Annotated in this window: 22 protein-coding genes and 1 tRNA gene; 13 read left to right on the top strand and 10 right to left on the bottom strand. The window is 65.1% G+C overall.

Annotation, left to right across the window (positions count from 1 at the left end; all coding sequences use genetic code 11):
- Positions 1-36 precede the first annotated feature (36 nt).
- The 4 genes from LOM8899_RS03265 (at position 37) to LOM8899_RS03250 (ending at position 5048) form a co-directional block, all read left to right on the top strand.
- On the top strand, positions 37-984 hold the full coding sequence (locus tag LOM8899_RS03265) for an ABC transporter permease (protein ID WP_093990702.1): 948 nt from the start codon (positions 37-39) through the stop codon (positions 982-984).
- Entirely contained in the window at positions 981-1829 is an 849-nt protein-coding gene (locus tag LOM8899_RS03260) for an ABC transporter permease (RefSeq protein WP_093990701.1), read from the top strand. Before LOM8899_RS03265 ends, LOM8899_RS03260 begins: the two co-directional genes overlap by 4 nt.
- A gap of 73 nt (positions 1830-1902) precedes the next feature.
- Positions 1903-2904, top strand: a complete 1002-nt coding sequence (locus tag LOM8899_RS03255; protein ID WP_093990700.1) for an ABC transporter substrate-binding protein — start codon at positions 1903-1905, stop codon at positions 2902-2904.
- Between the two features lie 128 nt (positions 2905-3032).
- Positions 3033-5048 (top strand): hydantoinase/oxoprolinase N-terminal domain-containing protein, encoded by a 2016-nt coding sequence (locus tag LOM8899_RS03250; protein ID WP_093990699.1) that lies wholly within the window; start codon positions 3033-3035, stop codon positions 5046-5048.
- Positions 5049-5115: 67 nt separating this feature from the next.
- Here LOM8899_RS03250 and LOM8899_RS03245 read toward each other — a convergent pair whose 3' ends face one another.
- The 4 genes from LOM8899_RS03245 to LOM8899_RS03230 all read right to left on the bottom strand — a co-directional run bounded on the left by LOM8899_RS03245 (position 5116) and on the right by LOM8899_RS03230 (position 9384).
- Entirely contained in the window at positions 5116-7026 is a 1911-nt protein-coding gene (locus LOM8899_RS03245; RefSeq protein WP_245820415.1) for a polysaccharide biosynthesis protein, read from the bottom strand.
- Between the two features lie 194 nt (positions 7027-7220).
- Positions 7221-7838 (bottom strand): sugar transferase, encoded by a 618-nt coding sequence (locus tag LOM8899_RS03240; RefSeq protein WP_093990698.1) that lies wholly within the window; start codon positions 7836-7838, stop codon positions 7221-7223.
- Positions 7835-8692: an NAD-dependent epimerase/dehydratase family protein gene (locus LOM8899_RS03235; RefSeq protein WP_168770458.1), complete on the bottom strand. Its 858-nt coding sequence runs from the start codon at positions 8690-8692 to the stop codon at positions 7835-7837. Before LOM8899_RS03235 ends, LOM8899_RS03240 begins: the two co-directional genes overlap by 4 nt.
- Positions 8693-8775: 83 nt before the next feature.
- On the bottom strand, positions 8776-9384 hold the full coding sequence (locus LOM8899_RS03230; protein ID WP_093990696.1) for a CDP-alcohol phosphatidyltransferase family protein: 609 nt from the start codon (positions 9382-9384) through the stop codon (positions 8776-8778).
- 438 nt (positions 9385-9822) lie between these two features.
- Between LOM8899_RS03230 and LOM8899_RS03225 the strand changes: the two genes are divergently transcribed.
- Entirely contained in the window at positions 9823-10326 is a 504-nt protein-coding gene (locus tag LOM8899_RS03225) for a DUF427 domain-containing protein (RefSeq protein ID WP_093990695.1), read from the top strand.
- On the opposite strand, the gene LOM8899_RS03220 is transcribed toward LOM8899_RS03225, so the two are convergent.
- From LOM8899_RS03220 to LOM8899_RS23345, 6 genes are all read right to left on the bottom strand, one after another.
- Complete coding sequence (locus LOM8899_RS03220) at positions 10281-10757, bottom strand: HugZ family pyridoxamine 5'-phosphate oxidase (protein ID WP_093990694.1); 477 nt, start codon at positions 10755-10757, stop codon at positions 10281-10283. The two genes, LOM8899_RS03225 and LOM8899_RS03220, sit on opposite strands and share 46 nt — an antisense overlap.
- A 39-nt stretch (positions 10758-10796) precedes the next feature.
- On the bottom strand, positions 10797-11468 hold the full coding sequence (locus LOM8899_RS03215; protein WP_093990693.1) for a hypothetical protein: 672 nt from the start codon (positions 11466-11468) through the stop codon (positions 10797-10799).
- Between the two features lie 164 nt (positions 11469-11632).
- Complete coding sequence (locus tag LOM8899_RS03210; protein ID WP_093990692.1) at positions 11633-12061, bottom strand: hypothetical protein; 429 nt, start codon at positions 12059-12061, stop codon at positions 11633-11635.
- Positions 12062-12167: 106 nt separating this feature from the next.
- Positions 12168-14366, bottom strand: coding sequence for an excinuclease ABC subunit UvrB (uvrB, locus tag LOM8899_RS03205; RefSeq protein WP_093990691.1), 2199 nt, complete (start codon positions 14364-14366; stop codon positions 12168-12170).
- A 73-nt stretch (positions 14367-14439) separates the two neighbouring features.
- The gene (locus LOM8899_RS03200) at positions 14440-15060 is read right to left on the bottom strand and encodes a DedA family protein (RefSeq protein WP_168770457.1); all 621 of its coding nucleotides are present in this window, start codon (positions 15058-15060) and stop codon (positions 14440-14442) included.
- Positions 15057-15431 carry a hypothetical protein gene (locus LOM8899_RS23345; protein ID WP_168770456.1) on the bottom strand — a complete coding sequence of 125 codons (375 nt, stop codon included), beginning with the start codon at positions 15429-15431 and terminating at the stop codon, positions 15057-15059. The genes LOM8899_RS03200 and LOM8899_RS23345 overlap by 4 nt, the downstream gene beginning before the upstream one ends.
- A 188-nt stretch (positions 15432-15619) precedes the next feature.
- Here LOM8899_RS23345 and LOM8899_RS03195 point away from each other — a divergent pair, with 188 nt between their 5' ends.
- From LOM8899_RS03195 to LOM8899_RS23570, 8 genes are all read left to right on the top strand, one after another.
- Positions 15620-15931, top strand: coding sequence for an ETC complex I subunit (locus LOM8899_RS03195; protein ID WP_093990689.1), 312 nt, complete (start codon positions 15620-15622; stop codon positions 15929-15931).
- A 77-nt stretch (positions 15932-16008) separates the two neighbouring features.
- Positions 16009-16085 (top strand) — tRNA-Arg (locus tag LOM8899_RS03190).
- A gap of 72 nt (positions 16086-16157) precedes the next feature.
- Complete coding sequence (gene accD / locus LOM8899_RS03185) at positions 16158-17135, top strand: acetyl-CoA carboxylase, carboxyltransferase subunit beta (protein ID WP_093990688.1); 978 nt, start codon at positions 16158-16160, stop codon at positions 17133-17135.
- 111 nt (positions 17136-17246) lie between these two features.
- Positions 17247-18485, top strand: a complete 1239-nt coding sequence (locus tag LOM8899_RS03180; protein ID WP_093991389.1) for a bifunctional folylpolyglutamate synthase/dihydrofolate synthase — start codon at positions 17247-17249, stop codon at positions 18483-18485.
- Entirely contained in the window at positions 18482-19000 is a 519-nt protein-coding gene (locus LOM8899_RS03175; protein WP_093990687.1) for a hypothetical protein, read from the top strand. Before LOM8899_RS03180 ends, LOM8899_RS03175 begins: the two co-directional genes overlap by 4 nt.
- Positions 18997-19521 (top strand): hypothetical protein, encoded by a 525-nt coding sequence (locus tag LOM8899_RS03170; protein ID WP_245820414.1) that lies wholly within the window; start codon positions 18997-18999, stop codon positions 19519-19521. Before LOM8899_RS03175 ends, LOM8899_RS03170 begins: the two co-directional genes overlap by 4 nt.
- Positions 19522-19756: 235 nt before the next feature.
- Positions 19757-20365, top strand: a complete 609-nt coding sequence (locus LOM8899_RS03165) for a rhodanese-like domain-containing protein (protein ID WP_168770455.1) — start codon at positions 19757-19759, stop codon at positions 20363-20365.
- A gap of 36 nt (positions 20366-20401) precedes the next feature.
- Complete coding sequence (locus LOM8899_RS23570) at positions 20402-21247, top strand: LysM peptidoglycan-binding domain-containing protein (protein WP_211096157.1); 846 nt, start codon at positions 20402-20404, stop codon at positions 21245-21247.
- Positions 21248-21350: the final 103 nt, after the last annotated feature.

The raw sequence follows: 21350 nt of genomic DNA, 5'->3' as shown, positions 1-21350 counted from the left end.
ATTGCGTCGGTGTCGTTTGCGGCAAGGGACGGGCGCATGAAGGGAACGCTCGGCCCGGTTCTGACCGTGATCCTCGCCATTCTGGCGATCTGGTATGTCGCCTGCGTGCCGATGAACGTCCGCGAAGTGCTGAGCGCCGCCGAGCGTGACGGGGCGGTGGTGACGCCGACCGACCCGGTCGAGCGCCGCGACGCCGGGGCCGTCGGGCTGGTGCTGAACAACACGGCCCATCTCGGCGCCTCGTGGAGCCTCGACCGTGCCAAGCTGCCTGCGCCGCATCAGATCGCCGTCGAGCTGTGGAACACCACCGTCGTCGAAGAGATGACCGGCCGCCGTGGCATCGTCAATTCGGGCAGCCTGTCCAATCGTGGCCTCGTCTATCATGCGGGGATCACCCTTTGGGCGACGGTGCTCGGCTTTGTCATCGGCACCGGGCTGGGCATCCTGCTGGCCGTTGGCATCGTCCATTCCCGCACGATGGAGATGAGCGTGATGCCGTGGGCCATCGTCAGCCAGACCATTCCCATCGTGGCGCTGGCCCCGATGATCATCGTGGTCCTGTATTCCGTGGGATTGCAGGGGATGCTGCCAAAGGCGGTGATCTCGGCCTACCTCAGTTTCTTTCCCGTCGTGGTCGGCATGGTGAAGGGCCTTCGCAGCCCGGATCAGAGCCAGCTCGACCTGATGCACACTTATAACGCCAGCAAGTCGGCGGTTCTGGTGAAGCTGCGCCTGCCTGCTTCGGTGCCCTATCTGTTTGCGTCGCTCAAGATCGGCATTGCGGCGAGCCTCGTGGGTGCGATCGTCGGTGAATTGCCTGTGCAGCAAGGCGGCCTGGGCGCCCGGATGCTGGCCGGATCCTACTATGGTCAGACCTCGCAAATCTGGGCGGCGCTGATTGCGGCGGCCGCCTTGGCGGCGCTGCTGGTCTGGTCGATCGGCGCGTTGGAGCGCCGGACCCTGCGTCGGATGGGGGTGGTATGAGCCTCGTCGTCATAGCCTTGATCGTCTGGGCGCTGGGCTGGAGCCTGAACCGCTGGCTGGCCAACGGCCCCTATGCCGCCAACCGTTGGACCGGCCTCTGCGTCGCCGCCGTGTTCGGCGCGACCGTGCTGATCATGTGGGAGCTGATCGTCCGCGGCCTCGGCGTGCCGGCGGTGATCCTGCCGCCACCCTCGGCCATCGCGGCGGCCTTTGCGTCGAGCACCAGCATCCTGTGGGCGGATTTCGTGCAGACGATCCTCAAGGGCGGCCTGTCGGGCTATGTCATCGGCTGCGGCGCGGGCTTTGCCGTGGCGATCCTCGTGGACCGCTATGATTTCCTGCGCCGGGGCCTGCTGCCGGTGGGCAATTTCATGTCGGCCCTGCCCATCGTGGGCACCGCTCCGATCCTCGTGATGTGGTATGGCTTTGGCTGGCAATCCAAGGCGGCCGTCGTCGTGCTGATGGTATTTTTCCCGATGCTGGTCAACACCGTGGCCGGATTGCGCGACACCAGCGCCATGCAGCGCGACCTGATGCGCACCTATGGTGCGGGCTATTGGCCAACCCTGATCAAGCTCCGCCTGCCGGCCGCGATGCCCTTCATTTTCAACGGCCTTAAAATTTCGACCACTTTGGCGCTGATCGGCGCTATCGTTGCTGAATTTTTCGGCTCTCCGACGGTGGGACTCGGATTTCGTATCTCGACCTCTGTCGGACAGCTTGCGCTTGATATGGTATGGGCGGCGATCGTGGTGTCCGCCCTTGCCGGTAGCGCCTTTTACGGGGCCGTTGCCGCGATCGAGCGCGGTGTGACCTTCTGGCATCCATCACAGCGGGGCCAGTGACGACGAGACGACCAAGACAAGACCAACCCAAGAGGCCAAAGCGCCCATCATGACAACCAACGGGAGAACCACCATGACGACATTTCTCAAGTCCACAGCCGTAGCGGCCGCTCTTGCGGTCACAGGCGGCGCTGCGCTGGCCGATGCCCATGCGGACGAGGTTCGCTTGCAGCTGCAGTGGGTGACGCAGGCCCAGTTCGCCGGCTACTACGTCGCCCTCGATCAGGGTTTCTATGAAGAAGAGGGCCTCGATGTCACGATCCTGCCCGGCGGCCCGGACATCGCTCCGCCGCAGGTTTTGGCCGGTGGTGGCGCCGACGTGATGCTCAACTGGATGCCCTCGGCCCTGGCCGCCCGCGAAAACGGCCTGCCCGTCGTCAACATCGCCCAGCCGTTCAAGACCTCCGGTCTGATGCTGACCTGCTGGAAGGACACCGGCATCACCGGTCCGCAGGATTTCGTCGGCCGCACCATTGGCGTCTGGTTCTTTGGCAACGAATACCCGTTCCTGAGCTGGATGAGCCAAGAGGGCATTTCCACCGATGGCGGCGAGGATGGCGTGACCGTTCTCAAGCAGGGTTTCAACGTCGATCCCCTGTTGCAGCGTCAGGCCGATTGCATCTCGACCATGACCTACAACGAATACAATCAGGTCCTGTCGTCCGGCGTCAGCCCCGACGAGCTGGTGACCTTCAAGTATGAGGACATGGGCGTCGCCACCCTCGAGGACGGCATGTATGTCCTTGAGGAGAACCTTGCCGACCCGGAGTTCGAGGACAAGATGGTCCGCTTTGTCCGCGCCTCGATGGCCGGTTGGAAATGGGCCGAAGAGAACCCGACCGAAGCCGCGATGATCGTTCTCGACTATGACGAGACCGGCGCCCAGACCGAAGAGCACCAGATCGCCATGATGGAAGAGGTCGCCAAGCTGACCGCAGGCTCCAACGGCGCTCTCGACGAGGCCGATTTCCAGCGCACCGTCGACACGCTGCTGGCCGGTGGCTCCGATCCGGTGATCACCGCTCAGCCCGAGGGTGCATGGACCAGCGCCATCACCGATGCGGCACTGAACTAAGCACGTAGCGGGGGTTTTCACCTACCGCTCGTTGAGCTACGGCGCGAAGAGAGATCTTCGCGCCGTTTTTGTGCGTGCAGGCGGGCCGACTGATCCCCTATGTGGTCTGACATCACCGGAGGGCGTTTATGCCGATACTGTTGGGTATTGATACCGGCGGCACCTATACCGACGCCGTCCTGATCGACGAGGCCGAAGACCGCGTTCTGGCCAGTGCCAAGGCGCTGACCTCGCGCCCCGATCTGTCGATCGGCGTGGCCGCGGCCATCGACGCGGTTCTGGCCGAGGCCGAAGTCTCTCCGATCGACGTGGCGATGGTGTCCTTGTCGACGACCTTGGCTACCAATGCATTGGTCGAGGGGCAGGGCGGTCGCGTGGCTTTGGTCTTCATCGGCTTCGATCCCGCGGAGCTTGCCCGCGACGGGTTGGAGGAGGCGCTCAAGGGCGATCCGGTCATTCAACTGCCGGGCGGTCATACCCATGCCGGCACCGAGGTCGCGCCGCTCGATCTGGCGGCACTGGAGGCCGCGCTGGAGGGGTTGGGCCCCGAGATCAGCGGCTTTGCCGTGGCCGCCCGCTTTGCCACCCGCAACCCTGCCCACGAGATCGCCGCCCGGGATCTGATCCGTGCAAGGATGGCTCGCCCGGTGACCTGTTCGCACGAATTGTCGAGCGCCTTGGGTGGCCCGAAGCGGGCGCTGACCGCGGTGCTCAATGCCCGCCTGATCGGGATGATCGACGGGTTGATCGGAGCCTGCGAGGGCAATCTGGCCAAGCGCGGCATCGACGCCCGACTGATGGTCGTACGCGGCGACGGGGCCTTGGTTTCGGCCGGTCTCGCGCGGGAACGCCCGATCGAGACGATCCTGAGCGGTCCGGCGGCCAGCATCGCCGGTGCAAGCTGGCTGACCGGCGAGACCGACGCCCTCGTCAGCGATATCGGCGGCACGACCACCGATGTCTGCCTCCTGCGCGACGGTCGCCCGATGATCGACCCCGAGGGCGCCCGTGTCGGCCCGCACCGCACCATGGTGGAGGCCGTGGCCATGCGCACCACCGGCCTTGGCGGCGACAGCGAAGTGCATCTGCTGGAGGGCCTCGAGGGCGGGCTGCGCCTTGGTCCGCGCCGCCTGATGCCGGTGTCGTTGCTGGCCACGACCCATGCCGAGATGGTGCACCGGGTGCTCGACCGGGCGCTGGCCACCGAGATCGCGGGCGACGGCGCCGGCCGCTTTGCCGTGCCGTTGTGGTCTGCGCTGCCGACGGGGCTGGATAAACGCGAGGCGGCTGTGGCCGAGCGATTGGCCGACGGCCCGCAGCCGTTGGCCGAGTTGATCCGCAACCGCGTGGAGGCCCCGGCGTTGGGCCGCCTCGTATCGCGCGGACAAGCGGTCATTGCGGGCGTGACCCCGTCGGATGCCGCGCATGTCCTGGGCTATGTGCAGGAATGGGATACGCAGGCCGCCGAGAAGGCACTGGCCCTGTTTGCCCGCAAACGTTCTGGCAGGGGCGACCGGATCGCGGAGGGTGCGGGCCAGATGGCGCAGATGATCGTCGATCAGCTGACCGCACAGACGGTGGCCTGCCTGCTGGAAGCGGCCTTTGCCGAAGATGGACGCGACTGGGGCGGGGCGCCTGCTGCGATGGCCGCCCATGGGCTGACCCGCGCCGGATTGGACCGGCACCGCGGCGTGATCGAGACGGAGCTGCGCCTCGGCGTGCCGGTCATCGGCCTTGGTGCCTCTGCGGGGAGCTATTACGGGGCGGTTGGCACGCGGCTGGGCACCCGGATGGTGCTGCCCGCTCACGCCGGTGTCGCCAATGCCATCGGCGCGGTGGTGGGGCAGGTGTCGATGGTCGCCACCGGCACCGTGTCGGGCGCGGGGTGCGGCAGTTTCGTCGTCCACCTCGCCTCTGGGCCGTTGCGCCTGACGGACCGGGACGAGGCCCTCGCGGCGCTGGAAGCCGCGCTGTCGGCCGATGCGAGTGCGCGTGCGCGCAGCGCCGGCGTGGAGGAGGTTCGCCTCACTGTTTCGCGCGAGATCAACGAGGTCGAGGTCGAGGGGCAGCCGATGTTTATCGACGCCACTCTGCGGGTCACGGCGCAGGGCCGACCCCGCATCGCAAGGGACCACGCGGACTAGGCGCGGGCCGGGCCGAACGGGCCGAAGCGTGACTTTTGTTTCAAGACTGTGATTTGCCGTGAGCGGCCTAGCTTGCCGGGATGCTTTGCAGGCTGCCGATCCGCTTGCCGCTTTCGACCCAGCGGCTGACGATCTTGCGAATCGCGTCGTCGTCGGCCTCTGCGACCGCCGCCCGGATCGCCTTGATGCAGGCGGCGACCTCGATCTCGCTGAGGTGCGCTTCGCGGGCTTGCAGGATCTTTGGGTGCGGGGTGCTGGTCTGGCCTTCGCCGATCAGCAATTCCTCGAACAGCTTTTCGCCGGGCCGCAGGCCGGTGAGCTGGATTTCGATATCGCCGCCGGGGTTGTCCTTGGTCCGCTGTTCGTAGCCTGCCGCGGCGATCATCTGCTGCGCCAGATCGTAGATCCGGATCGGCTCTCCCATATCCAGCACGAAGAGGTCGCCGCCTTTAGCGAGGCTGCCAGCCACCAGCACGAGCCGTGCGGCCTCTGCGATGGTCATGAAGAACCGCGTCACGTCCGGATGCGTGACCGTCACCGGCCCGCCCCGCGCGATCTGTTCCTCGAACAGCGGGATGACCGAGCCGGAGGAGCCGATCACGTTGCCGAACCGCACCATCGAAAAGATCGTGTCGCCGGCCTCGGGATTGGCCCGCTTGGCCAGGTCCTGAATGACCATCTCGGCCAGTCGCTTGGACGCGCCCATCATATTCTTGGGCCGCACGGCCTTGTCCGTGGAGATCAGGATAAACCGCGCCACCTGCGCTTCGGCGGCGGCGGTGGCGAGCGTATGGGTGCCCAGAACGTTGTTGGCAAAGCCCGGGACCGGGTCGCGTTCGACGATGGGGACGTGTTTGTAGGCCGCGGCGTGGATCACGACGTCGACGCTGTGCTGCGAAAGCACCCGCCGCACGATGGGCGCATCCGTCACGGAACCAAGCGAGGGGATCAGCTCGACCCCTTGGTGCCGCGCCAGTTCGGCCAGTTCGTTGTTGATGTTGTAGAGCGCGAGTTCGCTGATCTCCATCAACACGAGGCGGCGCGGTTTGCACAGCACCAGTTGCTTGCAAAGCTCGGACCCGATGGACCCGCCCGCACCCGTCACGAGGATTGAGCGCCCGGCGTAGGTCTCTGATCCGCCCGGCAATTCGCTGTCGAGAGGTGGCCGTCCGAGGAATTGCCCCGGCTGCACCGGCCGCAACTGTTCGACCAGCTTGGCCCCGTTGCCGGCCAGCTGCGAGAAGGAGGGCAACGATTCAACCGTCAGCCCCATGCCTTCGAGCTTGGCCGAGATCTGCGCCAGCCGCGCCCGCGTCTGCGACGGCATCGCCAGCAGCACCCGGTCGACCTTCTTTTCCGAAACCAGCGTGGAAATCGAGGCCGAGGAGTAGACCGTCAGCCCCTTTACGATGGTCGAATGCAGCCTCTTGCTGTCGTCGACAAAGGCGATCGGAACGATGGTGTCGTCGGTCTTGAGCGCCGCGACGAGCTGTTGCCCCATCCGCCCCGCGCCGTAGATCAGCACCCGGACCTGATCCTCCTGCTTGTCGTAAATCCACCGCAGCAGTTTCAGCAGCAGATACCGGCTGGAGGCGCACATCCCGAAGTAGACAAAGGCGAAAATGATTGCCGTCGAGATCGGGCTTTCGCGCCCAGACAGCCCGTCGATGATCGCCGCCGCAAGCCCGATGACCAGCACATGCGCCGCCGTCATCCCCAGCGCCCGCGTCTCGTAAGCCTTGAGCTGCACCTTATGGATACCGAGCACGACGCTGAGCAGACCGGCGATCGTCATCAGGATGACGAAGCCCATCCAGAGCTCCAGGAGCCCTTCGGCGGGCGGGAAACGGTTCTGTTGCAGGGCGAGCGCCAGCACCATGGCGATTGGGAGTAACGCGATATCAAGTGCCACGATGGTGGCCTGCTTAATCGGCCTTGGAAGATCGGCGACAATCTTCAAAAGCAAATCGTTTGACACGTGCAGTCTCACTTCAGAATTCTCCGGCCCACGTCGTTCTAATTGCGGGCTTTCGCCATTGAATAGGAGGCACCAAGGTAATCCAATAAACTCGTCCTGCTCGTTCAGCGCAAAGGCTTCGTCACCTTTTCAGAATCAGCGGGTTATTAACAGCCGATGATACTGCGTTGCGGCGTTGTAGCAAGCTCAGCGCCTTAATGTCTGCCGAAAAGTCGGGCAATCGTCTGTATTATGAGCGAAATGTCGCCACACACGCTCTGGCTGTTTCGATACAGAATGTCCATGTGCGCTTTGCGCGGGACGCACCGTCTGCGATAGACCGCATCGGTTTCGGCCGCGGACCTACAGGCCGCCAGCAATTGCTCTTCGCGTCGGTGAAATCGCAATGACGCGATGCCGGTCACGCCGGGTCTGCATTGCAGCACTTCGCCGTAGAGTTCCGGATAGTCCTCGACATAGACCCGCAGGGGCGGCCGGGGTCCGACGAGGCTCATATCCCCTTTGAGCACGTTCCACAGTTGCGGCAGTTCGTCCGCCCGCGTTCGCCTCAGAAGCCGGTGGAAATCCGACATCCGGTCGGATTTGTCCCCGCCCGTCACGCCGGCCTCTGTTCCCGGCGGGCTGGGCCGCATGGTCCGCAGCTTGACCAGCCCGAACCCCTCGGTCGGCGTTTTCATCCGCTCCGAGATATAGAAGATCGGCCGACCCTCGCGGATCAGCAGCAGCAGGCAGAGCACCAGCAGGATCGGCAGCGCGATGAGGCAGGCCGGGATCGCGACGGCAAGGTCGAGCAGGCGCTTGCTCCATGTCATGCAAAGACCCTCCAGCCGGCGGATTGTGCTTCGTCGATCAGGGCGGGCGCGGTGCCTGCCTTGGCCGGTAGCGGCGCGAGCTCCATCAGCCGCGACAGATCGAGCGAGAGGGCGGGCAGGGCATCCGCAGGGGCGGGCCGCCAGCGCCAGTCGGCCTTGGCGGCGGTCAGCAGCGCGTCCATCCCCAACTCGCCCGGGGCCGCGACGTTCGCCAGCCGGGGTAGTGTGGGCTGGTCGATGAGCGTCAGCATCGTGGCTGCAAGGCTGAGCGGCCCGATGTAGCACCGCCGCGGTGCGGACCCGTCGGCGAACTGGTCGAGCGTCACCGGCCCAAGGGCCGCGTTGCGCAGGAGCATGTCGGTGCCCGCGACATTGCCGATCCGCAGGCAGCAGACCCCGGCCGCGCCCTGCACGGTCTGCTCCATCCGCAGCTTGGCCTCGCCGTAGGCGTTGGCAGGCGTCGGGTCCGTAATCTCGGTCTGTGGCCCGGTGGCGCGACCGTAGACCGCCTGAGACGAGCACAGCAGAACCGGCCCGATCCCCTCGCGGGTGGCGAGGTCGATTGCGGCCTTGGCCAGCGCGCTGTTGTGATCGGGGCCGGTGGTCCCACCGGTGCCGCCGGTCAGCACGATCATCCCGCGCACCCGTGCCAGCCGGGGATCGCGGGGGGCGTCCTCTGCCAGCATATCCCAGCCGTAGTCGCCCTGACCGGGCTGACGGGCGTGCCAGAGGGGCTGCGCTGTGGCGGGCCACAAACCGGCGCGGTGCAACGTACGAAACGCCTGACCGACGCGTCCGCTTGCGCCGAGGATCAGGGGCCCCAGATCGTCTGTTTGCTGTGATGAGGCCGTCAAGTCACTGCGCTCCTGCCGCTTCGACGCCATCCGCTACAGGATCGGGGGCGGCATTTCCAGCAGGCTCGGCCATGTGCCGGGCTCTAGTCGCGGAAAATCCGCGAGGCGGCATAGATCCGCAACGCTCCACCCAGAAAACACAAGGTGCCGAACACCCAGGCCATGAGGGGGAAGCTGCCCGAAAACAGGCATAGCAGGATGAAGAAACCGATGGTTTCGGTGCCTTCGAGGATGCCGTTGGAGTAATAGAGCGATTTGACCCCCTGCGCCGAGGTCTTCATCCCCCGTTTCTCGGCGAGGATCGCGTAGCCCAGAAAGCTGGTTCCGTTGAAGTAGAACGAGGCGAGCAGGAACGCCCCAGCCGCCCCGTTTGCCGCCGGATCATTAAGCACGAAGGCCAGAGGGATGGCCCCGTAGAACAGAAAATCCGCTGCGATATCAAGGTATCCGCCGAAGTCCGTCTTTTGCGTCGCCCGCGCGATCGCCCCGTCGAGCCCGTCCGCCAGCCGTGAGGCCAGAAGCGGCAGGAGCGACAGTTGCGGCCAGCCGATGACGATCAGCAGCGCCGCAAGCAGCCCCAGCCCCAGCCCGAGCATCGTCACCGTATTGGCCGACACGCCAAAGCGTGCAATCGCCGCGCCCATCCGATTGAGCGTGGGGTCGATCAGCCGTCGTGCGGGGGCGTCCAACATATTGTGTCCTTGGAATGGGTGAGCCTCTCAATGGCCGATCTAGCGCGTTGGAGCAATCGACCCAGTCTGCCATAGCGCGAATGTGAGGCCCGCGTCGCGTCGTCCCGGCCGGCGCCGGGTGTGAGAATGTGTTTTCTGACAGAGGGATAGCGGCCTTCAGTGGCGGTTGTGCCTTGCAAGGCGCCGCCCGGGATATTTCAGCCCGCTGGCCGCTTGTTTCGGTTCTGCGCGTTGCGGATCGGCGCAGTTCCGTGTTGTCGGGCAACTTTGGGTTGATCCGCGTGGCTGCCCATCACGCAGAGCGGTCCGGTTAAGGCTTTGTTTAGCTTTGCCGTTCTATCGTTGTTTGACGCGGTTTGGTTGAGCGATTGGGCGGAAGGGAAAAGGCATGTCTGAGGTTCCCGTGGGCGATTGGCCCTGTTGCTGTGGTGAGGGCTGATGCTGGCCTGGCGGGGTTCTCCCAGGGTGCGGCAGACCTGCGCGCCCATTCTCGAAGCGGCGCCGGGCGGTGTCCGGATCGAACTGGCGGGGCAGGTGATCGCGCAGTCGCAGGCGGCCGTCAGGGTCGTGGGCGCCACGGAGGCACCGCTCTACTATGTGCCGGCGCATCATGTGGACATGGACCGGCTGCACCCCTCTGACCGTCAGGGAAAGTCTGACTGGGGCGGGCGGATCGCTTATTTCCACCTCATCGGGCCGGAGGGCCTGATTCCCGAAGCTGTCTGGTTCTTTCCGGAACCGCCGCCGGAATATCGGGCGCTGCGCAGCCATTTGGCGTTTTTCCCGCAAGCGGTGGACGAAGCATGGGTCGGGCAGGCGCGGGTGCAGCCCTATGCCGGTGCGCAAGACGGCGGCTGGGTCACGACGGACGAGGCGATGCCGGAGCCCGTGCCCGTCTATGATCCGTTGCGCGCGGCGAGGTCGGCCGGAGCTAGCAGGTAGGCTTTGCCGAAACCGCCATTCAGGTGCACCGCTTCACCGACGAGCCGTAGCAGGCGGAAATCGGCGAAATCGTAGTAGAGTGCGGTCTTTGGGTGATCGGAGAGCCATGCGTCGCGCAGGCGCGCCTTGTCGGCCTCTTCGCAGCGCCCCTGGATCGTCATCCGGGGATGGGTCAGGGGATCGCCCTTGTCGCCGGGCTCGCCCAGAAGGAGCGCAGCGCCGGGCGATGCACCGAGGTGCCGGGTGTGCAGCGAGAGCTCCGAAATCAGCAGCAGCGCGTCGCCGCCGTCATGCCCGACCGCGACACGGGCGACATGCGGCAGCCCGGTTTCCGGGTCATGCGTGGCCAGCGCGCCAAAGCGGGCAGAGGTCAGCAACTGCCGCGCGAGGGCGCGGGCGTCGTCGTCGGTGGGGCGGATCGGATCTGTCATGCGCGCAGAGTGCCGCCGCGACGGTCGATCCGCAACAGCCTAGAAACGCAGCCATGCCTCGAGGCTGAGCCCGCTGCCGAAATCGCCGCTGAGGGCCTGCACCAAGCCCATCCGGAGGCTGACCGTATCGTTGAAATGATAGAGCAGGGAGGGGCTCGTCTTGACGTAGACGTCGCCCGTCAGCCCGATCCCGGCGGTGCTGACCAGCACCGTCGTCCAATCGTCGTTGAGATCGTAGCCGATGGTCACGTCGATCTTGGTCTGGGCGATGCCGCGCGTGAGCCCGTAGGTCAGCTCGGTATCCGCCGCCATCCAGCCGTTGGCAAAGCCACGCCCCCAGTGCAACCCGATCCGCGGCGTCTCTTCCAGCGCCCCGTTGGGCATCAACGTGGCCCCGGTGCCGACCGAAACGGCGAGCTTGTCCGGGTTGTCCGGGTGCGAAAGCGGGTAGCGGACAAAGACGAAGAGGCTGCCGGCCGTGCCCTTGTCGGAGGTGAAGCCGTCGATGCCGACGGTCCACCGCTCTGTCAGCCCGTATTCCAGATAGACCGTCGGGTCGTAGTAGACCGGGCGCACGGCCTCGCCGAACAGCGCGACGTTGCCGCCGAAGGACAAGAAGGTCTCGCCTTCGGCGCGCGGCCACGCGCCGGCGTGGCTTTGGGTCGCCGCAAGCAATAACGCGAAAAAAGGGGCAAGAACCGGGCGCAGCATAATTCGACCATGCGCTGAAATGGTTAACGCCAAGTTAGTAATTTATTCACCTTTATAGATTACTAATAAATCAGCCCGGTTTTGAACTGTTGTCGCCCTGAGATGTAGTGGTCCATCGGAAGACGCAATTTCAAACCGGGCTTCCCTTTCAGCTTGCATCGTTTTCACGAAAGGCCAACCTGCGGGCAGGACCGAAACGCCTGCATCGGCTCTTCGATCCCGTCGAGTGGCAGGGCCGCGACCGCGCCGCCCGCGACCGCCAGGGCGATGCGGTTGCGTTCCAACCCGTTCAGGACGTTGCCGAAGCCGCGGTCCGTGACCGTGAGGCTCAGCCGGTCCGCGGACAGCACGTGCCGGTCGGTCTGGATCGTCAACGGCAGGCCGCCGTCGAATGTCATGGCGAAAATCGCCGCATCCGGCCACGGTTCCGCCCGGGTGACCGAGATCGTGTATTCGGGCAGCGTTGCGTCATAGGTGACGACGACGGCCGCGTCTTCGGTTTCGTGGCTCAGGGTGCAGATCGGTGTCGCGGAGAATTCCCACGCGGCGGCGGGCGAGCAGGCGAGGCAGGATATGAGCAGGATCAGGCGCATGGATCAGACATAGCACGCGATGATCCGGCGGCGATGCCCGATTTCTGCCGGCCCTGACAAACCGTCGGTGCGCCCGCACCAAGGCCGCCTGCCGGTCGGCGGGCCTCTAACGCTTGCCGCCGTAGCGGGACTTGCCGCCCCGTTGGCCGGGCCTGCCGGAGGTGCTCCGCCCCGCCATTTTCTGCGCTTCGCCCACGGCCTTGTCGACCGCCTGCTGCCGCGCGAGTGGATCGTCTGCGATGGTGAGCTCCACCGTCTCGAGCCGTTTGACCTCGTCCCGCAGCCGCGCCGCTTCCTCGAACTCGAGGTTCTCGGCGGCCTTGCGCATATCGGCCCGCAGCCCGTCGAGCACCGCCTGCAGGTTGGCCCCGGCGAGCGGTTTGTCGACCTTGGCCGTCACCCGGTTCATGTCCACGTCGCCCTTGTAGAGCCCGGCGAGGATGTCCTCGACGTTCTTCTTGACCGTGGCAGGCGTGATGTTGTGCTTTTCGTTATAGGCGATCTGCTTGGCCCGCCGCCGGTCGGTTTCCTTGATCGCCCGCTCCATCGAGCCGGTGATCCGGTCGGCATACATGATGACCTTGCCGTCGACGTTCCGCGCCGCCCGCCCGATGGTCTGGATCAGCGAGGTTTCAGAGCGCAGGAAGCCTTCCTTGTCCGCGTCGAGGATCGCCACCAGCCCGCATTCGGGGATGTCGAGCCCCTCGCGCAGCAGGTTGATCCCGATCAGCACGTCGAAGGCCCCGAGCCGCAGATCGCGCAGGATCTCGATCCGTTCGATGGTGTCGATGTCGGAGTGCATGTAGCGCACCTTGATCCCGTTTTCGTGCAAGTATTCGGTCAGATCTTCGGCCATCCGCTTGGTCAGCGTGGTCACGAGCGTGCGGTAGCCGTTGGCCGTGACCTTGCGGATTTCGTCCATGACATCATCGACTTGCGTGTCGACGGGCCGGATTTCGATGACCGGATCGAGCAGCCCTGTGGGCCGGATCACCTGTTCGGTGAAGACGCCGCCGGTTTGCTCGATCTCCCATGCGGCGGGCGTGGCGCTGACGAACACCGACTGCGGCCGCATCGCGTCCCATTCCTCGAATTTCAGCGGTCGGTTGTCCATGCACGACGGCAGCCGGAACCCGTGTTCGGCCAGCGTCATCTTGCGCCGGAAGTCGCCTTTGTACATGCCGCCGATCTGCGGCACCGAGACGTGGCTTTCGTCCGCAAAGACGATGGCGTTGTCGGGGATGAATTCGAAGAGCGTCGGCGGTGGCTCGCCCGGAGCCCGCCCGGTCAGGTAGCGCGAGTAGTTCTCGATCCCGTTGCAGACGCCGGTCGCTTCGAGCATTTCGAGATCGAAATTGGTCCGCTGTTCCAACCGCTGCGCTTCAAGCAGTTTGCCTTCGTTGACCAGTTGGTCGAGCCTGATCTTGAGCTCTTTCTTGATGCCGATGATCGCCTGCTGCATCGTGGGCCGCGGCGTCACGTAGTGGCTGTTGGCATAGATCCGCACCCGATCGAAGGTGTCGGTCTTCTGCCCGGTGAGCGGGTCGAATTCCGTCACGCTTTCAAGCTCTTCGCCAAAGAACGACAGCCGCCATGCCCGGTCGTCGAGGTGGGCGGGCCAGATCTCAAGACTGTCGCCGCGCACCCGGAAGGTGCCGCGCTGGAACGCCTGATCGTTGCGCCGGTATTGCTGTGCGATCAGGTCCGCGATCACCGCCCGCTGATCGTAGGACTTGCCGACGTGCAGGTCTTGGGTCATCGCCCCGTAGGTCTCGACCGAGCCGATACCGTAGATGCACGACACCGAGGCCACAATGATCACGTCGTCCCGCTCCAGCAGCGCCCGGGTCGCCGAGTGGCGCATCCGGTCGATCTGTTCGTTGATCTGGCTTTCTTTCTCGATATAGGTGTCCGACCGCGCCACGTAGGCTTCGGGCTGGTAGTAGTCGTAGTAGCTGACGAAGTACTCGACCGCGTTGTCGGGGAAGAACCCTTTGAACTCGCCGTAGAGCTGGGCGGCCAGAGTCTTGTTTGGGGCAAGGATGATCGCGGGCCGCTGGGTTTCCTCGATCACCTTGGCCATCGTGAACGTCTTACCGGTGCCGGTGGCCCCGAGCAGCACCTGATCCCGTTCGCCGGACAGCACGCCCGAGGTCAATTCCTTGATCGCGGCGGGCTGGTCGCCTGCGGCGGAGAACTCGGTCTCCATCCGAAACCGGATCCCGCCCTCGAGTTTGTCACGCTCGCGCACGTTGGGTGCGGGGGCGTGCATGACGGGCATGGCTTCGGGCGAGTTGTTGTGCATAGCGATTCTCCGGTGACGTCCTAAGATTGGCCCGCAAGCGCCGGTCTTCAACCCCGGCTGCTGACAGTAGGTGTCAGGAGGATGCCTCGGCCCCGTGCCGCGCCTTGAACGACCGCCAGCTGTGCCGCAGCCACCAGCCCGACCCGATCGCCACCGCGCCGGCCACGATCACGCCGAACATGTTGCTCATCAATGCGCTGATTTCATCGATCTGGCTGCCGAACTGAAAGCCGACATAACTGTAGCCTGCCGACCAGATCAGTGCCCCGAAGACGGCCGAGACGGTGAACGCCAGCCATTTGAACCCCAAGGCGCCGGAGAGGTAGCCGACGTAGGGCCCGAGCGGGCTGGCCACCGTGCGGCTGAGAAACACCGCCGAGCCGCCCCGCCGGTCGACAAACGCTTCGGCCCGTCCCACCAGCGGCCCGATCCGGGGCCGCAGCTTGAGCTTGTCGATCAACGGTGGCCCGCCCCGCCGGGCGATGTGAAACGCCCCCTGATCTCCGATGACAAAGCCGACGAATGCGGCCGCGAACACCTGCCAATACAGAAGGTCGCCGCTGGCCGCGAAGCCCCCCGCGACCATCACCAGCATCGACGACGGGATCGGCACGGCGAGGCAGGACAGCAGCACCGACATCAGGATCAGACCTGGCCCGTAGATCGGTAGGAGCGCGAGCAGCGTGTCGGTCATGGCCGTGCCCTCGCCGCTGCGCGCTCGGCCTCGATCCGGGTCTTGGCTGCCTCGATCCGCTGTTGCAGCTCTTCGAGGCTGATCCCGAGATCGGCGGTGACCTCGTCCAGCGTCGGCGGCGTGCCGTCGCGCGGGTGATCCGGGTCGAGGTTCATCAGCGGGCCGATGACCTCTTTGGGCAGCCCCCACGACATTCCGACGTAGCGCGGCGTCATCCAGGATTCGAGCGTCTGCTCGCGGTGTGCCGGATCGCGGAAATACCATGCCTCGGAGCCGAATCGGACCCCGAAGGTCAGCGCGGCCCCGATCGCGATCACAAAGATCAGCACGCCGATCGGGTTGGCGGCGAGAAACCTGCGAAATGTCTTCATTCGTCCCCCCTCCAACGCTGCGGCTATCTTCTCAGTGCTGCTGTCTCAACGTCGCTGCAAGCCGTTTCCGTCGCCCGACCCCGCAATTGGCGCCCTTTTGTGCGGACTTGCCCCGCGCGGGGCGCCGCCGGGGATTGCATGGACCGTCCATTTGCCTGATATAGGCGGTGATCCAGTGGAGTTGCCTCATGCGTGCACGCATTTACAAGCCCGCCAAGACAGCCATGCAGTCTGGCACCGCCAAAACCCAGGAATGGGTGTTGGAATTTGCCCAAACGTCCGGCCGCGAGGTCGATCCGTTGATGGGCTGGACGTCGTCCTCGGATACCCAGACGCAGGTGCGGATGCGCTTCGACACCAAGGAAGCCGCGATCCACTATGCCGCGGAACACGGGATCGACGCGGTGGTCCGCGAGCCCAAGACCCGCAAGCCCAACATCCGCGCCGGCGGCTATGGCGAGAATTTCGCCACCCATCGCCGTGGAGTATGGACACACTGATCCAAGCCTCGCCGTTGGCGGTGCTGCGCGGAAATGCCTTGCCAAACAGGCCTCCGATGCGCCAAACGGCCCTTAATGGTCCCATAGCTCAACTGGATAGAGCAGCTGACTTCTAATCAGCAGGTTCGGGGTTCGAGTCCTCGTGGGATCGCCACCCCATCTGCATTGCAATTCGGGGCTGTGGGCCTTATCTCGGCATTTGATACATTCATAGGCAGCAGGCTCCATGAACTGGATTTCGAACTACGTCCGTCCGACCATCAACTCGATCTTTTCGCGTCGTGAGGTTCCCGAGAACCTTTGGACAAAGTGCGATGAATGCGGGACCATGCTGTTTCACCGCGAGTTGGCCGACAATCTGAACGTCTGCCCCTCCTGTTCGCACCACATGCACATCACGCCTCGCGCCCGGTTCAAGGCGATGTTCGATGGCGGCGTGTTCGCCGAAGTGACCGTGCCGGAGCCGCTTCCCGATCCGCTGCAATTCCGCGATCAGAAGAAGTACACAGACCGCATCAAGGATGCCCGCCGCACCACCTCTGAAAAGGAGGCGATGCTGGTCGTCGAAGGCGAGATGGGCCGCACGCCTGTCGTCGCCGCTGCGCAGGATTTCAGCTTCATGGCTGGTTCCATGGGCATGTATGTCGGCAACGCCATCATCGCCGCCGCCGAGCGCGCGGTGGAGCTGGGCCGTCCGCTGATCCTGTTTTCCGCCGCCGGTGGCGCCCGTATGCAGGAGGGTATCCTCAGCCTGATGCAGATGCCCCGCACGACGGTGGCCGTCGAGATGCTCAAGGAAGCCGGGCTGCCCTACATCGTGGTGCTGACCCATCCGACCACCGGCGGCGTCACCGCCTCCTACGCGATGCTGGGCGATATCCAGATCGCGGAGCCGGGTGCCCTGATCTGCTTTGCCGGCCCCCGCGTCATCGAACAGACCATCCGCGAGAAGCTGCCCGAAGGGTTCCAGCGCGCCGAATATCTGCTGGATCACGGGATGCTCGACCGCGTGACCCCGCGTGGTCAGCTGACCGACGAGCTTGTCCGTATTCTGCGTATGTTGATGGGCTTGCCGCCGGCCGTGGCGGGCGATCTGCCCGCTCCGGAGACCGCCAAGGCGCCGCCCGTGCCGGATGCCCCGGCCGCCGAAGCCGCCACGGACAGCGCGCCCCCCAAATCGACACCGGCCCCGAAGGCCAAGTGAGTCAGGTGTTCAAGGCCGTGGGGCCAGCGCGCTGCCGTGCCGCCCGCTGTGCCCCGTCGGCCTGTTTCAAAGCGGAGCAAACCCGTGTCCAGTGACGCCATTCTGGCCCGCATGATGACCCTGCACCCCAAGGTCATCGACCTGACCCTGGATCGTGTCTGGCATTTGCTGGAACGCTTGGATCATCCCGAGCGCCGCTTGCCCCCGGTGATCCACATCGCGGGCACCAATGGCAAGGGCTCGACCCAGGCGATGATCCGCGCGGGGCTTGAGGCCGGCGGTGACAGGGTTCACGCCTATACCTCGCCGCATCTCGCCCGCTTTCACGAGCGGATCCGGCTGGCCGGGGAGCTGATCTCCGAACCGGCGCTGGGCGAAGTGCTGGACCGTGCCTATGCCGCCAACGGCCCCGCCTCGATCACCTATTTCGAGATCACCACCTGCGCCGCGATCCTCGCCATGGCCGAGACCCCGGCCGATTGGACGCTGCTCGAGGTGGGGCTCGGCGGTCGGTTGGATGCCACCAATGTCGTCGATCGGCCTGCGCTGACGATCATCACCCCGGTCGATCTGGACCACCAGTCCTACCTTGGCGATACTCTCGCGGAGATCGCCGCCGAGAAGGCCGGGATCATCAAGCGTGGCGTTCCTTGCGTCGTCGGCCCCCAGCACGAGGAGAGCATGGAGGTGATCGAAGCGACCGCCGCCCGCCTCGGTGCGCCGCTCATCGCTCACGGTCAGCACTGGCACGTCTGGGAAGAGCGCGGCCGCCTGATTTATCAGGACGAGCGCGGGTTGCTCGATCTGCCGCTGCCAAAGCTACCCGGCCCGCATCAATACGTGAATGCGGGCACCGCGATTGCCGCCCTGCGCCATCTGGGGCGCGACGAGGCCGCCTGCGAGGCGGCCGTGACCCAGCCCTATTGGCCCGCCCGGATGCAGCGCCTGACCTCTGGCCATGTCGCCGAGTTGGCGCCCGAGGCCGAGATCTGGCTCGATGGCGGCCACAATCCTGCGGGCGGGGCCGCCGTCGCCAAGACGCTCGCCGCCCTGCCAAAGCGCCCGACACACATGATTTGCGGTATGCTCCGCACCAAGGATATCGCGGGCTATCTGAAGCCCTTGGCTGCCGAGGTCGCCAGCCTGCGCGGCATTTCAATCCCCGGCGAAGCGGCGACCCTGAGCGCCGAGGAGACCACCGAACAGGCTCTTGCCATCGGGATGCGCGCCGAGCCGGCGGACAGTCTGGCCGATGCGATTGCCGCGATCACCGCCGAGGCCCCGAAGGCCCGCATTCTCATCGCCGGATCGTTGTATCTGGCCGGTCACGTGCTGCGGCAGAACGGATGATCGGACGGGCACGGTATCTGGGCGCGGTTCTGGCGCTGCTCGCGGCTCCTGTTCAGGCGGCAGAGGTCTATATCTGTTGGCTCGGCGCCGGGGGCTATACGATGACGGGTCGCATGACCTTTCCCGATGCTTTGATGAGCGCCCCCATCGTCACGCAGGACGACGTGACCAGCTTTCGCATCACCGGCTATTTCGAGGAGCGCGTGATCGGCAAATGGGACATGGCCGACCGGACGCCGCAGACAAGCTGGCTCTTGCGCTATCAGCCCCGCACGGCGGTGTTCCCGCTGGTGGGCCTCGACGGTCTCTATCAGATGTGGAACGCCAACGGCGACGTGACCGACTGCGGCGTGCCCGGTTTCGGTTTCAACGCCGGAAATGGCGGGCAGGATTTCTGTATCGACAACACGTTCATCCTGTCTTCGTCGATCGAGCCCGACAAGCCGATCCTCGGCTATGCCGAACCGCAATTGCCGGGATGCACCGCCCCGGCTCTGCTGGGGAAGGCCCCTTGATCCGGCAGGGTGCCCTTCTGGCGGGCGTATGCGCCTGTCTTGCCGCCCCCGTGCAGGCCGCACGGTTCAACTTTTGCTGGGCCGGAGCGGGCGGTTACACGATGACCGGCGTGATCGGGTTTCCCGACGATTTGCTGAGCAAGCCGGTCATCACCGAGGCCGACGTGACCGAATTCCGCATCACCGGCTATCTGAGCGGCGTGGCAATCGGCGGCTGGTCCCTGGCAGAGCGGAGCCGCGACACGACGTGGCACCTGCGGTTCGATCCGGCGACGTTGACCTTTCCCACCGGCGGCAGCTTTCCCGGCGAGCAGTCTCAGGGGTGGAATGCCGACGGAGATGTCGAGGATTGCGGCCGCGACGGCTTTGGCTTCAATTCCGGGAATTATGCGCAGGATGTCTGCTGGAAGGGCGTGTGGATCGAGCAATCGTCGATCGACCCGGCCACCCCGCTTCGCGCCACGACCCAAGCCGTGACCCCCGAGTGCCGGGGCGCTTACCTTCTTGGAAAGCGGCCGTAGCCTCGGCCCGCGCCCCCGCTTTGTCCCGGTGGAATTGGCGCGCCGGGAGGCATTCGCCGCCCAATGGCAAAGTTTTTTGCCCCTGATTCGCATCTCTGTTTGACTTGAGAATCGTGATTCTACTACACCTAGTAGCAATTCATCAGTCCAACCCGCCTGCCAGCGGGAATAACAATATGTAGTGGGCCTTGAATTGGGGGATGTGCAGATGAGGCGGCGGCTTCGGACGAGCGTAATGGTATTGGCGGTTGGTTTTGGGTCGGCACTGACCGCCCAGACGGTGCCACTGATCGAGGATTTGACCGAGGTGCGTGTCGAGGTGAACGGCAACGTCATCTCCATCCAGCGAGATCAGGCCATCGCCAGCCGCTATTCCAGACAGGCGAAACTGCCGTGGAACTGCCCGCCCGATTGCATCCAGCCCTTGATCGCGGCCCCCGGCGTGACCACCATTGCCGAGTTGGAGACGATTGCGTTTCTGGAGACGATGGTTTCCACCAGCCTCGGCCTCTTGATCGACACCCGCGCGCCCGGCCAGTTTGCGCAGGGCACGATCCCCGGCGCGGTCAATGTTCCGACGGCCGCCCTTGCCCCCGGCAATCCCTATCTGGGCGAAATTCTCCTTGCGCTGGGTGCGCAGACCCAAGGCGGGGCGCTGAATTTCGACACGGCGCTGGACCTGACCGTCTTTGGCGCCGGCCCGTCGTCGGATCAGGCGGTGCGCACCATCGACAACCTCTTGGCGGCAGGATACCCCGCATCGAAAATCCGTTATTACCGCGGCGGCATGCAGGACTGGCAGTCGCAGGGTCTCTCGCTATCTGTACATCAAAATGAAGGCTGAATTGCAGTCGGCCCAATTCGAAGGACTTCCCCTCCCATGATCCGGATCGTCGTCGGACTTTTTGTATTTTCCGTGATCCTGTGCGCTTGGATCGTGATCGACCCATCGGGGGGAGACAAGCAGCCTGACGCCGTGGCCGGTGCGGCCCCTGCCGTCGACCGGCTGGGCGCCGGGGTTGAAGTGACCCGCGAGCAGCCTGCGCAGGTCGAGACCTTCCAGCCGGCCCTGCGCAGCGTGACCCGCGTCATGGCGCCTTCGTCGACCCTGCGCACCGGCGAAGAGACGCTGGATCAGACCACGGCCGGGATTCTGGCGGGGTTGGGGCTTGATACGGGGGTGCCGGCCCCGGCGCCGACCGACGAGATGGGCCAGATGACCAGCGGTATCCTGTCGAGCATCCGGGCGGTCACCGGCGGCACACCGGCTCCTGCGGAGCCTTCGGCGTTGTCCGAACTGGTGATCGGGGCCCTGCGCGCGGGCGAGACCGATGCCACCATCGACACGCTGGTCAACGAGGCGGCAAGTGCCGGAACGGTGGCTGTGCCCAACATCCTCGTCACCGCGGACGGGCGTGTGGACACCAGCGTATTGCTGGCCAGCATCGTCACGCAGGCACGTGTCGCCTCTGGCCAGCCGGCCCCGGCTGTTCCGGATGTGCCCGTCGACGGGGCGGGTGTCGAAGTGCGGGTCGTGCAGACCTCGACCGACGCCCAGCAGTTCCGGTTCTACACGGTGAACTCCGGTGACAGTCTGGGGGCGATCGCGATCAAGTTCTACGGCGACGCCGCCTTCTACGGCAGAATTTTCGATGCGAACCGTTCGACATTGTCGAGCCCCGATCGCATCCGCGTTGGACAGCGACTGGTTATTCCAGAGCTGTAACGCAGAGTTTGGCAGGCAAAAAAGAGGGGCCGAACCAACGGCCCCCTTTTTCGTTTCTATGGTGTCGATCTAGCGATTTGGTCGCATTGAGCGGAGGCATTTC

This window comes from Flavimaricola marinus (assembly GCF_900184895.1).
Classification (GTDB): Bacteria; Pseudomonadota; Alphaproteobacteria; order Rhodobacterales; family Rhodobacteraceae; genus Flavimaricola; species Flavimaricola marinus.
The sequence above is the reverse complement of the archived record's forward strand: the minus strand, read 5'-3'. Positions and strand labels throughout refer to the sequence as shown.